Annotated in this window: 9 protein-coding genes; all 9 read left to right on the forward strand. The window is 46.2% G+C overall.

Annotated elements, in window-relative coordinates; translation table 11 throughout:
• The first annotated feature begins 99 nt into the window (after positions 1-99).
• The 9 genes from FSB84_RS15220 to FSB84_RS15260 all read left to right on the forward strand — a co-directional run bounded on the left by FSB84_RS15220 (position 100) and on the right by FSB84_RS15260 (position 15,786).
• Positions 100-705: an RNA polymerase sigma factor gene (locus tag FSB84_RS15220; RefSeq protein WP_130538798.1), complete on the forward strand. Its 606-nt coding sequence runs from the start codon at positions 100-102 to the stop codon at positions 703-705.
• 77 nt (positions 706-782) lie between these two features.
• Entirely contained in the window at positions 783-2,000 is a 1,218-nt protein-coding gene (locus tag FSB84_RS15225; protein WP_130538799.1) for a FecR family protein, read from the forward strand.
• Between the two features lie 134 nt (positions 2,001-2,134).
• Positions 2,135-5,764: a SusC/RagA family TonB-linked outer membrane protein gene (locus FSB84_RS15230; protein ID WP_158643923.1), complete on the forward strand. Its 3,630-nt coding sequence runs from the start codon at positions 2,135-2,137 to the stop codon at positions 5,762-5,764.
• 16 nt (positions 5,765-5,780) lie between these two features.
• Complete coding sequence (locus tag FSB84_RS15235) at positions 5,781-7,157, forward strand: RagB/SusD family nutrient uptake outer membrane protein (protein WP_130538801.1); 1,377 nt, start codon at positions 5,781-5,783, stop codon at positions 7,155-7,157.
• Between the two features lie 2 nt (positions 7,158-7,159).
• Positions 7,160-8,269, forward strand: coding sequence for a TlpA disulfide reductase family protein (locus tag FSB84_RS15240; RefSeq protein WP_130538802.1), 1,110 nt, complete (start codon positions 7,160-7,162; stop codon positions 8,267-8,269).
• 274 nt (positions 8,270-8,543) lie between these two features.
• Positions 8,544-9,134 carry an RNA polymerase sigma factor gene (locus tag FSB84_RS15245; protein ID WP_158643924.1) on the forward strand — a complete coding sequence of 197 codons (591 nt, stop codon included), beginning with the start codon at positions 8,544-8,546 and terminating at the stop codon, positions 9,132-9,134.
• Positions 9,135-9,184: 50 nt separating this feature from the next.
• Positions 9,185-10,381 carry a FecR family protein gene (locus FSB84_RS15250; RefSeq protein ID WP_130538804.1) on the forward strand — a complete coding sequence of 399 codons (1,197 nt, stop codon included), beginning with the start codon at positions 9,185-9,187 and terminating at the stop codon, positions 10,379-10,381.
• Positions 10,382-10,547: 166 nt separating this feature from the next.
• On the forward strand, positions 10,548-14,279 hold the full coding sequence (locus tag FSB84_RS15255) for a SusC/RagA family TonB-linked outer membrane protein (protein ID WP_130538805.1): 3,732 nt from the start codon (positions 10,548-10,550) through the stop codon (positions 14,277-14,279).
• 22 nt (positions 14,280-14,301) lie between these two features.
• Positions 14,302-15,786 carry a RagB/SusD family nutrient uptake outer membrane protein gene (locus FSB84_RS15260; protein WP_130538806.1) on the forward strand — a complete coding sequence of 495 codons (1,485 nt, stop codon included), beginning with the start codon at positions 14,302-14,304 and terminating at the stop codon, positions 15,784-15,786.
• Positions 15,787-15,836 lie beyond the last annotated feature (50 nt).

The following is a 15,836-nucleotide window of genomic DNA, read 5'->3' on the forward strand; positions in this document are numbered from 1 at the left end:
TATTTTCTCCCTGGGTGAGGAATTCACAATAGATGTATTGCTTTTCGCTGATTTGGGTAATATTGTATTTACAAAACAATCAAACACGAGGAAGCAAAAATGACCTTCAATGTAAAGCATCAATTGCTCAATGAAAATGAACTGCTGCTCCGGATGGCTGAAGGAGATGAGCAGGCATTTGCGCAATTGTACTCATTTTACCAGCCGCGCTTGCTCCGTTTTGTGCTTGCATTCGCCCTTAGCCGGCCCTTTGCTGAGGATCTTGTTCAGGATATTCTTTTCAAACTATGGACCCGCAGGGAAACCCTGGTAGGTATTCTCTCTCTGGAAAAATACCTGATGCGGATGGCCAGGAACCAACTGCTGGACAATTTAAAGAAACAGGCTACCGAACAGAAATATCTCAGCAGGGTAACGGTAGAAGAAACTATTTCCTCTCACCCCAACAGCGATCTGCTGTTCAGGGAATATCATCAGATGGCCTGGAATGCCATCAATCAATTACCGGCAAAACAGAAAGAAATCTTCCTCCTCCGGCACCTGCAGGATATGACACTGGATGAAATTGCCGGAACACTCCAAAGCTCGCGGGCTGCCGTTCAGAAAAATCTCACGAGGGCTGTTCGCTTCATCAAAGATCAGTTGCGGCATCAGGCCGGATGGACCTTCCCGCTGATCTGCCTGCTGATTGCCCTGCCTGAATAAAAGTATCCCCCTATAAATATTTTAGGACTGATGTCCTCAATGTTTTGAGAAAGTCGTCTTTATTAATACAACTCATTATGACAAACCGGGCACTACTGGAGAAAATGGCAAATAATTCCGCTTCCGAAGCGGATATCAATTTGTTTTGGGAACGGTTGAAACACTTGCCTCAGCAAGAGGTGGCCGATCTTATGGACCAGTATGAATCCATGCTTGAACAGGAAGCGGATTTTGGCGCTGCAGACGAACAGATGTTCCGTGAAATGCAGCAGCGGATTGCAACATGGGAAACGCCCGCAAAGGTCCATTCATTCCGCGCAAATCTATGGAGGAATGCAGCCGTTGCCGCCTCGCTGTTGATCCTGCTCGCAATTGGAGGATACTTTTGGCTTCGTCATAAAGACCCTCCGGCTATAGTAGGCACCAACCCAAAATTATCGCCGGAAATTGGGCCCGGACGCGATGGTGCTATCCTGACCCTTGCCGACGGAAGGAAGGTGTTGCTGGATAGCATGGGGGACGGGAATATTGCCATACAAAATGGCGCCCGTATTGAATTGCAGAATGGACGGCTTGCCTATCATCCGGACGGGAGAGGGGCAGAAAATATCGGGTACAACACTATGACCACACCAAAGGGACGGCAGTACAGCCTGCTCCTGCCTGATGGCTCCCGTGTATGGTTGAATGCTGCCAGCTCGCTGAGGTTTCCCACCACATTTTCCGGTAAACAGAGAAGGGTGGAGATCACCGGTGAAGCCTTTTTTGAAGTAGCGCCCAATGCCAGCCAGCCTTTCCAGGTGAATATAGCCAACCAGGCCGGGGTGGAAGTGCTCGGCACCAGCTTCAACGTGAATGCTTACACGAACGAGCCGGTGATCGATTTGACCTTATTGGAAGGAACAGTAAAGGTTTCGCCAGCCAGCAAGGATCAGATGATGGAACAACAGGACCGTACAGGCAAAGCTGTGGTTTTGAAACCAGGCCAGCAGGCCCGTTTATTTACCGGTCAGCAAACACCGGCAATGAAAGTTATAGATGATGCCGATATGGATAAAGTAATGGCCTGGAAGAACGGATTGTTCAACTTCAATGGCCTGAGTTTCGGGGAGATCATGAGACAGCTTGAAAGGTGGTATGATATAAAGGTTGTGTATGAAAACAACACAGTACCCAATAAGCGACTGGCAGGAGAAATGACAAGAGGCGTTTCACTCAATGGTTTGTTGAAGCAATTAGGGGAGATGGGAGTGCGCTATCAACTCAACGACAGAACGCTGTTGATCCTGCAATAGTATGATGTAACAAACGCAAAATAGATCAGGATCGCCGCTACAAAAACAAACCGGAAGTGGTCTGAACACTTCCGGGAGCGTTTGGGCGATCAAAAGGCTTACGACCATTTTTATCTAACCAAACAATGCAATTTATGCAAAAAACTGCTTCTGGCGGCCTGCCCTGCCAGGTTGTACCTGTTGTGCAACCTCCTGACCGTTTCCGGCTGCCGCCTCAAATGATGAGAGTTATGAGATTGCTCACTTTTTTTCTTTTCGCAGCCTGCCTCTCGGCATCCGCTTCAGGCAATGCTCAATCTGTGACTATTTCAGGGAAAGCACTGACCTACAAACAGGTATTTACTGCTATCAAAAAACAGACGGGTTACGTAACGATGTATGACCAGGACCTGTTCCAGGACAATAAGACAATTTCTCTATTCGTGAAAGACCTGCCACTTCCCGAATTGCTGCAGTTGATCGTAAAAGATCAGCCCCTGAAATATGAGATCGAGGATAAGACCATTTTTCTTTCCCGCAAACCTGTTTCTTTCCTGGCCCTGCTGCCGAATGCCGCTGCCCCTACACCCCTTACCATCAGGGTCATTGACAGTACCGGCTCCCCATTGGCAGGGGCCACGGTACTCCTTTCGAGGAAGAATAAACTGGCCGGGGATAAGCAGGCCACCAGGATCATGATTTCAGGCGTTACCGATGCTAAAGGCAATATAAGCCTTCAGGCGGAAGAAGGTGATATCCTTAGTACAAGCTTCATTGGTATGGAATCGCATACCATCACCATCACCCGGGCGATGCTGGACAACGGAACTTTGACCATCAACTTAAAGCAGTCTGACTCCAGGCTTAGCGATGTGGAAGTAACCGTAAGCACGGGATACCAGAAAATAAAGCCAGAACATAGCACCGGAAGTATCAGTACTCTCCGGCTCAAGGACTACGACAGTCGTATCAACACCACCGATTTTTTGACGGGACTTCAAAATAAGATTCCCGGCCTGCTGATCGATAACAATATACAGTTTGAAGGAAATACCCTGTTCCAGATCCGTGGCATTTCCACTATTAACGGCAACAGGCAACCGCTGATTGTGGTCGATGGCTTCCCAACAGAACTTACGCTGAATATGATCGATCCTTACGAAGTTGAATCTGTTACCGTTTTGAAAGATGCCGCCGCCGCCACCATTTATGGAGCCCGGTCCTCCAATGGCGTGATCATCATCGAAAGGAAAAAAGCCAAAGCCGGTAAAATGAATGTCAACTTCCGCTCCACCACAGGCTTTACTCCACGCGAGAACTATGAGCGCTACCGCTGGGATAAAGACGCATCCAACACCATCATCAGTGCTGATAAGATTGTCTACGAGAATATCAGTCCCCTGGGTTGGATGTTGATAACAGAGCCTGCTTACAGTGACCAATATCCGTATGGGGTTCCTGCTCAGATCATGGCGCATTGGAGGTCATCCACAGATCCCATCACAATTGAAGAGAGAGACCGGCAACTGGCCGAACTCGGGTCTTACAACAATACCAAAGATTATAAACGTCTTTTTCTGAGAACTGCCACCACCCAAACTTACAACCTCAGCATTTCCGGTGGCAGCAGGGATGCTCTTTATTATCTCACGGCCAATTATCTTGGTAACCGCGCTACACAGATCAACAACAACAACAATCAATTCCGGCTTTCCGGTCGTACGATGCTGAATATCACCAAACGTTTATCGCTGGATATGACTACGGATTTTCAACAGGCAAGGGTCAATGCAGCGCCGGTACCGGATATTCACAGTATTTATCCATATGAGCATTTGCAGGATGAAAATGGTAACCCGATGCCTGTGTTCAACGGATCGTATTCCAATTCCTTTTATAATAATTTCCTGTTGTCTAAAAATTTAAAAGACAACAGGTATTATCCACTGGTGGATGTTGATGAAGTAAGCAACAAATCTGTGACCCTCATCAACCGGATTACCGGTAACTTCCGTTACAATATCGGTTATGGGCTCAATTTCAATCTCGGCGGCGTATTTGAAGTATCACGCATGGACGGCGATCAACTGTACGGGAAAAAATCTTCAAAAGCGCAACAATATATTAACCGCTATACTTCATTTGATGCCGTCAATAACCGTTATACTTCAAGAGTGCCTGATGGCGGCATCCTGCAAAAGCAAGACCAAAGCAAACAGAGTTATACAGTTCGGGCACAGTTGAACTTTGATAAACAAATAGCCGGTGACCATGATCTCAATGCTATACTGGGTGCTGAAATAAGGGATCTTCTGGAGCGCTCCAACGGTGAGGCATATTTCGGATATGATGATCAGACGCTGCTGCACCAGCCGCTGGACTTTCGATCATTGCAGGATTATTTTCCAACCATGGCCAGGTCGAATCCCGCGTTATTGTATGATGATTTTTTCAAAGTCGGATACAGGAATGACCGCTATATATCTATTTACTCCAATCTTGTGTATACTTACCTGGGTAAATATTCTTTATCCGGAAGTTTACGGATAGATCAATCCAATTTGTTTGGCACAGATCCCAAATACCGCTATAAGCCCTTATGGTCATTGGGAGCCGCCTGGAATATCCACAAGGAAAATTTCATGCAGAATATGGAATGGTTGAAGTCTTTAAAGCTCCGTGCAGCTTATGGATTTAACGGGAATGTGGCCAGGAACTCGTTGCCCGAGGTTATTGCAAAGGCGGGTTTGACCAACAGTATCAACGCATCCTATGCATTGCCGATGCTGAGCCTGCTCTCATTGGCCAATAGCGGGCTGCGTTGGGAGCAAACCCAGAATTTCAATGCGGGCATCGACTATGAATTATTCAAGGGCATTACCGGTAGTGTGGATTATTATGTCAAAAAAAGCACGGATATTCTCGCCAATAACCAGATAGATGCCACCAAAGGCGCGCCCTCGGCCCTGGTGAACCAGGCCTCGATCCGTAACAATGGGGTGGAGGTAAGTCTCCACGCAGACTGGATCACCCGTAAAAGATTCAACTGGAATTCCGGTCTGATCTTCTCTTATAACAACAGCAAAGTGCTGAACGTTTACAATAAGGATATCGGCAGCAGCGCCACTTCCTATAGCTATGTATTTGGCACCAATGCCAATTACCTGAAAGGCTATGCAGTGGGCGCCATGTTCGGTTATAGATACAAGGGAGTAGATGCTGAAGGGCATCCGCTGATCTTAGATAAGGATGGAGAAGGAAAGCGTTTCTTTACAGGTACCGATAATGGAATTAACGATGTGGTATACCTGGGCAGTTCCATTCCGAAATACAATATGGGGCTCAGTAATAGGGTAGACATGGGTAATTTCTACTTTTATTGCATGATCAATTTTTACGGCGGTTTCAATATCCGTGTACCCGTTCCGAATGCCAGGGAGACCAGACCATTGGAGGGCGCCAATAATTTCTGGAAAAAGCCCGGTGATGAAACCAAACCCGGCATCTTGCCAGCCATCGCTACTACCTATTATTCCTATCTGAGATATACAGACCAATACATTGTCAACAGCGCCTATCTCACTCTGGGTGATCTCACTGCCTCCTACACTTTCAAGAACAGCAGGTTTTTGAAGAAACAGGGTATCAATCTGGAGGTAAGGGCACAGGCATCCAATTTATACACTGTCGCATTCAACAAATATGATTACAGTATTGCGACGGGCAGTTATGAAAAAACATACATGACGCCCACGTATACAATGGCGTTGAATGTCAATTTCTGATCTTAAAAAAAAGACAATGAAGAGAAAAATCTTTTTATACAGCATACTGGTACTCGTCTCCGCCTGCTTTTTGACGGCCTGCAATAAATACCTGGACCTGGAGCCGAAGGGGGTAAAAGTATTGACCACCACCACAGATTATGACCAATGGATGAACAGCACTGCCATCATCAACTGTATTCCCAATGAACTGAATTTGCTGGCAGACAATGTAGACAACGCTATCATTCCTACGCCACCTATCAGTGCCAGCGACTTTGTTTACACCTGGCAGCCGCAGTTTTCAGTGGATGTTGCCGCTACTCCTCTTATTTGGGCAAGGCTCTACTCAAACATATATTACTGTAATACTGTGCTGCAGGGCATTGACGAAGCTTCGGGGCCGGCAGAGAAAAAAAGGCAATTGAAAGCTGAAGCTCTGCTGGTTCGTGCATCTTATTATTTGTACCTCGTAAACCTTTATGGCAAACCGTACAAAGCAAGCACGGCGGCTACTGACCCGGCTGTCCCCTTCGTAACATCCAATGACCTGGAGGCATCAGTACCTGCACGCAGCTCCGTTCAGGAGATCTACCAACATATCATTACGGATATAACAGCAGCAATTCCGGACCTTCCGGCAAATAATGAGATTACCCGTTTCAGAAGCAGCGTAGCCGCAGGGTATAGTATGCTGGCCAGGGCTTACCTGTATATGGGAGATTTTCCGAAGGCCGCACAGAATGCCCAACTGGCTTTGGATAAAGGCCCTGATGAAATAGTGGATTATTCCGGTATGGCCGATCCCAAACCCATTGCGTTTATGGCTTACAGGCCCGATGTGATTTGGGGCCAGATGGCCGTGGCGGCAGCCAACAGGGAAATTCCAACGCTCGATTTTCTTCGCAGCTTTGATACCAAGGACAAACGCCTCCTGTTCTTTTATACCCCTCTTGGCAATTTCAGTTTTCCAACAAGAGGTGCTGTAAGGTTCCAGCCCAATCCCTCTTTTGCAACCAGTCAACCCAACTATGGAACATCCGTAGCTGAAATGCGACTGATCCTGGCGGAAGCGGCAGCACGCGCCAATGACCTGCCAACGGCCATAAATGAATTGCATCTTGTACGTAAGTGCCGGTTTGCACCGGCTGATTATGTAAAATACGAATCTGATGACCAGGATGAAGTATTTAAAAAAGTACTCACTGAAAGAACTTTTGAACTTGCATATTCTGCTCATCGCTGGTTTGATATGCGCAGGTTGGATGCTGAAGGATTGATGCCGGAAGTGAAAAGATATGACGGACAGGGAAATGTGATCGCTACCCTTTCGCCTAACAGTAATAAATATACGCTTCAGATCCCCATGCAGGTACTTTACTACAATACTAACTGGCCACAAAACCCGCAATAAACATGAAAAAAAATATTCTGATCCTGATACTGGCGCTGCCCCTCTCATTATTTTCTCAACAGGTAAGCTATAAGGTCAGGGGGAAAATCGATGCCCGGAATGCACCACAGGGGATTTACCTGTATCATGGAAATTCATTGTCAGACCGGGCTGACACTGCCCGCATAAAGAAGGGAGAATTTATGTTTGAAGGTTCTGTTACGGCTCCTAAATCAGTTAATATCATTTTCCAATATGGCGCCAGGCAGAAGAGCCTGAATCTTTACCTGGAGCCCGGTGTTATCACCATCAATGGAGCAGATTCTTTGGAAGCAGCCACTGTTGAAGGTGGTGCAGTCAATGCAGAAAATGAGATGTTGAAAGCCTCATTGAAAAGGCAGGACCAAAGAAAGAAGGATCTGATCGATGTTTTCAAGTCTTTATCGGAAGAAAAACGCAAGGATTCACAACTGAAAGCTGCTCTCGATGCAGGTTTGATATTGATTAAAGAAGGGAAAAGACAGGCATATATCGATTTTATCAGGCAAAACCCTGGCAGTTTCGTCAGCCTGGATGCATTGAAAACTCTTGGAGGTGTTATTCCCGATCATGATCTGGTAGCGCCGCTATTCAATTCACTTGCGCCCGGTATACAAAATACGGAATCTGGTAAAGAATATGCCAGGCGTTTGGATGCCATTGCTGCAACAACCATCGGCAAAATGGCACCAGACTTTACACAAAATGATACACTCGGCAATCCGGTAAGGCTCTCGGACCTGAGAGGGAAATATGTACTGATCGAATTCTGGGCGTCCTGGTGCGGCCCCTGCCGGGTGGAAAACCCGGTTTTGGTCAGCATTTATAATGAGTATCACAATAAAAACTTTGAGATCCTGGGCATTTCAATGGACGACGAAAAAGGTAAAAATGCCTGGCTGGCTGCCATTCGAAAAGATAATTTGCCCTGGATAAATGTTTCCGATCTCAAAGCAAAAGAGAATATCCCGGGCAGGTTGTTTGATATCAAAGCGATTCCTCAGAATGTACTGGTAGATACCACTGGTAAGATCATCGGCAGAAATGTAAAAGGGGAAGCACTGCGTAAAAAATTAAATGAAATATTGCAATAGTTGATTGCTCCTGCAATTTGATGAGATTTGCGATTAACAGTTTTCCTGCTAAATTTCTTATCCACCGCCACGGGAAATTACACCCGCCAATAATAGAGAAAGCCTGTAAGGATTCCTTGCAGGCTTTTTTCATGCCCGATTTTTTTATTTTCGCTATCTTTCACCAGTTAAGGCCTGAGATCAGATAACCCTATACAGGTATGTCTCCCGGCCAGCTGCCTATCCTGCTATCATCGATGCTTGCTGATCTAACTGAAAATTTCAAGTGTTAGCGTTGCCGGAAATTCATCCATATAATTTCAAAGAACTGCTTTGGGAAATAGCGGAAGGAAATGAAAACTCCTTTGCTGTTCTCTATCGTCACTATGCACGTACACTGCTGCCTTTTTTCAGAAAATTCACCCGCGACGAGTCTTCCGCCAGCGATATGCTGCAGAATACCTTCCTGTCTATCTGGCTCGACAGGGCTAAACTGCCCGATATCGATAACCTCGATGCTTTTGTGTATAAAGTGGCTGCAAACCGGGCCTATACCTGGATGGCGAAACTAAGGTCTGTTGAAAGGCTCGATGCCATTGCCGCATCCCGTGCTGCACCTGCACAGGATATTACTTACCAGGATGTCTTATTCCGTGAAGCTCAGAAGCTGGTGCAGGAAGCAGTGGATGAAATGCCTGCCAAACGTAAACAGATCTTTCAATTGTATAAAGAGAAAGGTCTAAAGTACAATGAGATCGCAATGCAACTCAATATTTCGGCCAGTACAGCCCGGAATGCAGTGGCGGCAGCACTCGATTCCATAAGGGCCAAACTCGTTGAATCCGGCCTCTATATTTTTTTTATACTTTTTTTTGGTTCCCGATAGACAAAATGAATGGCTGCTCAGCCATTATTGATAGAACCTAATTTGATACTGTGAACGAGCGGCTACAATACTTGATCAACCGATGCAATAAAGGGCAGTTGTCTGACCAGGAATGGCAGGAACTGAAAACACTGGCTACAGAAGAAAACCATGAAGTGTTTACTTCCGTGCTGGAGGCGCAGCTTCATCAGACAACGGAAAAGCTTGCCGAAGATGAGGTATCCTGGGAATTTGAGATCCGGCAGATCGTTGCTGTGGATCAGGTTTCCCGTAAAGTTGCTTCTATACCTCGCATAGCATACCTGCGCAGATGGTGGGTAGCGGCTTCAGTAGTACTGCTGTTGACGGCAGGATATTTCTTCTGGTGGAGTGCTGCCGAACGAAAATCAGGCTCCCTGCCTGTAGTGGCAAAGAACAACGATGTGGCTCCGGGAAAACAAGGAGCAATGCTTACTCTCCACAATGGTGCAGTGGTGCTGCTGGATACAATGAAGAATGGGATAGTGGCGCTGCAGGATGGAGCCGTGGCCCGTGTTGAGAATGGTATACTGCGATATGAAGGAAATGCAGGAAGGGAAGTTTACAATACAATGTCTACTCCCAAAGGACGGCAGTTCCAGGTGATCCTGCCAGATGGTTCAAATGTTTGGCTGAATGCAGCCAGCTCCATTCGTTATCCTGCCAGTTTCACCGGTAAGGAAAGAAAGGTGGAGATCAGTGGCGAAGCCTATTTCGAAGTAACCAGCAATCCGCAAATGCCTTTCCGTGTTGTGATAGATCATCAGGCAGAAGTGGAAGTGCTGGGCACTGCGTTCAATATAAATGCTTACCTGGATGATAAACGTATCAACACTACATTGCTGGAAGGAAGCATCAAAGTAAGCAGGCTGACCAATACTGGTAAGGACCGGCAAGCAGCATCCGGTGTGATCCTGAAGCAGGGACAGGAAGTACAGATCGGCCAGGATCAGCAATCAGCGCCTCAGATCATCGATAAGGCCGATATAGAAAAAGTGATGGCCTGGAAAAATGGATTGTTCAATTTCAATGATATGCCTTTGCCAACTGTAATGAATCAATTGGCAAGATGGTATGATATCGACATAAAATATGAAGGGGAAATTCCCGACCGGATATTTGCCGGAGAAATCACAAGGGATCTGTCTTTATCTCAATTACTGTTATTGTTCAAAGACATCGGTATCAGGTACGAGATAAAGGGGCGCACACTCATCATCAAACCTTAATACAGCCCGAACATCAACTTGCTCGTCATATAAGCGAAAAGCTTACCAGCATCAAATGTTATCCAAATAAAAACCGGCTCCCGTGGAGCAGGAACCGGTATACGTCTGGATAATAAAAAAGGTCCTCGCAGACTGCTTAATTATCAAACCAAACAAATGCAAAAGTATGCAAATTGTTCAGATTCCCTATGCACTACCGGGAAGATGGCTCACCGCCAAAACGCTGCTGATCATGAAACTAACGGCCATGCTTTTATTGATCGCCTGTATGCAGGTAACTGCCAATGGATTTTCGCAGGCATCGGTCACATTCTCCGGCGATAATGTGAGGATCGAAAAGATCATGAATGTTATCAAGAAACAAACCGGATATGTTTTTTTCTTCGACAAAACGATCCTGGAATCCGCCCATCCCGTTTCCATTCGCGCGCGGGACATGCCACTGGCTGAGTTTCTGGACCAGGTGCTCAGTGAACAACCTTTCAGGTATACGTTCAGGAACAAAACCATTGTGCTTTCCGGCAAACCCGCTGCCATGCTACCATCTGCAGAAGTCCTACTGCTCTGGCCTCCGCCGGTTGATCTCAAAGGGAAGGTTTTGAATGAAACCGGTGAACCGGTGGTAGCCACTATTACTGTAAAAGGATCCCCCAAAGCAACTACCACCAATCTCAATGGAGAATTCACGCTGAAAGATGTGGATGAAAATGCAATACTGATCATTAGTGGGGTCAGCATCGAAACGATCGATGTAAAAGTGAACGGAAGAAAAGACCTGGGTGCGATAACGGTAAAAGTCAGGATAAAATCTGAGGAAGAAGTAACTATCGTGGTGAATACCGGTTACCAGAAATTATCGAAAGAAAGAAGCGCAGGATCCTATTCCAAACCAAACCTTGCAGTGGTGATGGAAAGAAGCAGTTCCATGAATATACTGCAACGTCTTGACGGACTGGTGCCCGGACTAACGGTGAACAATGCTCCGAATTCTCCTAATCCTCTCCTGATCCGCGGACTGAACACCCTGGGTGTTCCGGATGCTTATAACCGTTACTCCAATAATTCCGGCACCAACAGGAATCCGCTCTTTATTGTAGATGGAATTCAAATGGATGATATTGCTTCCATCAACCCGCAGGACGTTGCCGATATTACCGTATTGAAAGATGCTACAGCTGCTTCCATCTGGGGCGCCCGGGCTTCGAATGGTGTGATAGTGATCACCAGCCGCAAAGGCAATATGAACGAGAAGATCAGGGTCAGGTACAATGCCTTCATGAATTTTCAGGGAATGCCGGACCTGGAATATATGCCGGTGCTGAGCAGCAAGCAATATATTCAAACTGTTGAAGAGATCTTCGATCCTGTTACCTTTCCCTGGCAAGATGTAAGTTCTTTTTCCAATAGCGCCGGTTCCGGTGTGCCGCCACATGAAGTAATCTTATACAACAGGTACAGGGGGCTTATCTCCGAATCGGATGCCCGCAAAAGTCTCGATAGCCTGGCTTCCATCAACAACCTGCAACAGATCGAAGACCTCTGGTTCCGCAAAGCATCGCTGATGAACCATACGGTATCTGTGTCAGGCGGATCAAAAGCCTATTCTTTTTATGGTTCACTGGCCTATACAGATACCCGTTCTCCCAGGCCCGGCGATGAAAATCATTCGTATAAAGTAAACTTTCGGCAAGACCTCAATCTGAACAAACATATTCAGCTTTATCTGATCACAGACCTCACCAATACAAGGACCTCATCCAAAAGGAATATCAATATCGATAACCGATTCTATCCTTACCAGTTATTCAGGGATGCCAATGGAAATAACCTGCCGATGGGATATATGGGCATAGCCAGTGATTCCGTTATGAAAGATTTTCAGAATAAGAGCCGGTTGAATCTCGACTATATTCCCCTTGATGAATTCAATTACGGATATACCAAAAGCGATGGCATCCTCGGAAGGATCACAGCAGGACTGACTGTCAGACTCGTGAATGGACTCAGGTTCGAAGGATTGTACGGGTATGTGAAGGGAACCAATAAGACCACCAGTTTCGATGGAGAAAAGAGTTATGGAGTAAGAACGGAACTGGCCGCATTAACGGTAGCTCCAACTACTCCCAATGGAAAGCCCACCTACTACCTGCCTTCCACAGGCGGCAAGTACAATGTGAACAACAGGAACCAGACCAACTGGACCATCAGAAATCAATTGGTCTATGATAATGCCTGGAACAACAGGCTTCATCAATTGACACTGCTGGCAGGCCAGGAAGCACAGGAATTGTTTTCCAATACCAATGCCAGTACAGTCTGGGGATATGATGAAGCCCTTCAGACATTTGCGCTGATCGATTATGCTGCATTGCGTACCAATGGGGTAGCCAATACCGTTATACCTTCCACTTTCGGAAGGAATTATTTCTATGGCGTTCCATTTTTCCAGTCGGAAAGCCAGACAAGATTTACTTCCTACTATGCAAACGCCGGATATACCTACAATAGAAAATATACGATCAACGGTAGCTGGCGGGTAGATAAAAGCAATCTGTATGGGTTGGACAAATCTGCCCAGAACAGACCGGTATGGAGCACTGGTTTGAAATGGACGCTCAGTGAAGAGCAATTCATGAGCGGACTGGATTGGATTGAGCAACTGGCTTTCAGGGCAACCTATGGCATTACCGGTAATTCGCCTGCGCCGGGCACTGCTTCTTCCTACGATGTATTGTCTGCTGCATCCAATGCAAATCTTCCCGGCGGCATCGGTCTCAGCATTGCTACAGCCGCAAACCCACGCCTGACCTGGGAAAGCACCAAAACGATCAACCTGGGTCTGGACTTCAGTCTGGTGAAAAGCAGGCTTAGCGGGTCATTGGATTATTACAGCAAAAAAACGGAGAACCTGTTAGGTCGCATGCCGGCTAATGGCTTTACCGGTTATTCTGCCATCATTGGAAATTTTGGCGACCTGAAAAATACGGGAATAGAACTCAGCCTGAACTCCATCAATCTGCGTACAAAAAATTTCAGCTGGAGCAGTTTGCTGAATATTGCCTACAATAAAAATACGATCACACAGCTCAATAGCCCTATTGCTGTTACTACAGCCCGGGACAAGATCAATTCACAATACCTGACCGGTTATGCCGCCTTTGCGATTTTTGCTTACCAGTTTGCCGGCCTCGATGAAATGGGAGATCCGAAGATCAGGCTGGCCGATGGAAAAACTACCAAAGAAACATCTGCCGCTTTCCCGGAAGACATCGTTTTTATGGGCACTTACCAGCCCGTATGGAGTGGCGGCTTCACCAATTTCTTCCGCTATAAAGGATTTGGATTGACCACCAATATGGTTTTCAATCTGGGGCATGTGATGAGAAGGGATGTGTCCGGATTTTACTTTCCCTATGCCAGCAACAGGCCGGTGCATGGAAGCATATTGGGAGGTAGCGATAACAGCGGATTTCTCGGTGGACAGATCCATCCCGATTTCCTGAACAGATGGCAAAAAGAAGGAGATGAACAGAGAACGAATGTTCCTTCCTATGTAGCCGATGTTTCAACAAGTGAGAGCCGGAGAGAACTTGCTTATTATTCGAGAGGCGATATCAATGTGGTAAGCGCTTCGTTTATCAAACTCCGTGATATCACTTTGTCTTACAGTCTTCCCCAAAACATCATAAGCAGATTGAGATCGGATGAGATCACATTCAGGGTGCAGGTGTCGAATATCATGCTGTGGAAAGCCAATCGCTACGATATCGATCCTGAATTCCATGAACCATCTTATGGAGTAAGGCTTCCATCCAATCCACTGGCCGATGCTTCCGCAGCGCCCAATTACAGGTGGAATCAGGGAACCATAACGGTAGGAGTGAACGTAATCTTTTGATCACAGTTACAATTGAAAACAAATGAGACGAATTACAAATTATAGCCTGCATTGTTTTTCCCTGGTTCTGTTGCTGGTGAGCATGAGCTCCTGCAAAAAAGAATTCCTGGAGATCAATCCAAAGGGAAAACTGATCGCAAAGAACCTGCTCGACTATCAACGACTATTATACAATGCACCCTTTGTAGCAGATTATGCTGCCGGGGCGAATATGGATGCACAGGTAGCGCTCGGTGATGAAATTGCGGCAGTAGAGCCTCATTTCAGGGGTGTCAGCTACGGGTTCATTCCTTATGACCCGATCAGGATGCAACGACTTTTCAAATGGGAAGATGTAGTGTATCAACCAGAGAAAGATGCCCACGAGATGGGGCTGATGAAAACGATCTACCTGTACAATAAGGTGATCAATGAAGTGATGGGATTGACTGAAGGCACGGAACAGGACAGGAAAATTCTCATCGCCCAGGCAAAAGCGAGCAGGGCCTGGACCAATTTCCTAATGATCAATTATTATGGACTGCCCTATAAGGAATCGAGCGCAGCCACTGATCCCGGCTTTCCGATCATTACCGAAGCGGATGTAACTGCAACCTCCTTTACGCGCGCTACAGTGAAAGAGGTATATGATTTCATATTGAATGATCTTACCACTGCGATCCCCGATCTGCCGGCTTCCCTGACAAACCGTTATATCATGTCAGGCACAGCTGCGAAAGTGTTGCTGGGCAAAGTGTATATGTTCATGGGCAAATTCAATGAAGCACTTCCTTTACTGAATGCGGCAGTTGATAATGTAACGGAAGCTGCCATTCCGTTACAATTGTATGATTATAATGCAACCTTCGGTACTGGAGGATCCTTTCTTCCCATCGGTGCATTCGGTCCTGTTTATCCAAATGCAACCAACAATGCGGAGAACCTGTATACAAAGCAATTCTCCAATTACTGGAGTTTTACCAATAATGAATTTGTACTCACGCCTCAGGCCTTTTCTCTTTTCAAAAATTCCGATTGGCGTTTGAAGTTCTTTTCAAATATTCCTTATTCGGCTTCCACGCCTTATCCTCATGGTCTCATGCGGCGTATCGGTCCCATCTCCGTACTGTTTGGTGTGATGCTGCCCGATCTTTATTTGTTGAGAGCAGAGTGCAGGGCAAGGCTCAATGATCTGAGCGGAGGTAAGGCCGATGTTGAAACGCTTCGCAAGAAAAGAATGCCTGTAGCTGAGGCAGCTGTTCCCGATGCAATTACTGCTGATAGAATAGCACTGGTAAAATTCATTCTCGAAGAGCGTATCCGGGAGTTCGCCGTACAAGGATACAGGTGGTTCGATATGCGCAGACTATCTGTAGATCCGGATTTCAGTGCCACCGTCGGTTATACACATACGTTATACAAAGAAGATGGGGGCACCACCAGTTTTACTTTGAGACCAGAACGATTTGCACTGCGGTTCGCGCAAAAATTGATGAGCCAGAATCCTGGAATGGAAAACAATCCTTAACATTCAAAATCTCTAAATGATGAAATACATAGTTGATAATAAAATCAGAA

It is taken from the genome of Pseudobacter ginsenosidimutans, from assembly GCF_007970185.1.
GTDB lineage: Bacteria > Bacteroidota > Bacteroidia > Chitinophagales > Chitinophagaceae > Pseudobacter > Pseudobacter ginsenosidimutans.

What these genes read in the sequence shown, in the direction of transcription:
- FSB84_RS15220 (WP_130538798.1), top strand. Translation starts at nt 100, where the DNA reads ATGACCTTCAATGTAAAGCATCAATTGCTCAATGAAAATGAACTGCTG.
- FSB84_RS15225 (WP_130538799.1), top strand. Translation starts at nt 783, where the DNA reads ATGACAAACCGGGCACTACTGGAGAAAATGGCAAATAATTCCGCTTCC.
- FSB84_RS15230 (WP_158643923.1), top strand. Translation starts at nt 2,135, where the DNA reads ATGCAAAAAACTGCTTCTGGCGGCCTGCCCTGCCAGGTTGTACCTGTT.
- FSB84_RS15235 (WP_130538801.1), top strand. Translation starts at nt 5,781, where the DNA reads ATGAAGAGAAAAATCTTTTTATACAGCATACTGGTACTCGTCTCCGCC.
- FSB84_RS15240 (WP_130538802.1), top strand. Translation starts at nt 7,160, where the DNA reads ATGAAAAAAAATATTCTGATCCTGATACTGGCGCTGCCCCTCTCATTA.
- FSB84_RS15255 (WP_130538805.1), top strand. Translation starts at nt 10,548, where the DNA reads ATGCAAATTGTTCAGATTCCCTATGCACTACCGGGAAGATGGCTCACC.
- FSB84_RS15260 (WP_130538806.1), top strand. Translation starts at nt 14,302, where the DNA reads ATGAGACGAATTACAAATTATAGCCTGCATTGTTTTTCCCTGGTTCTG.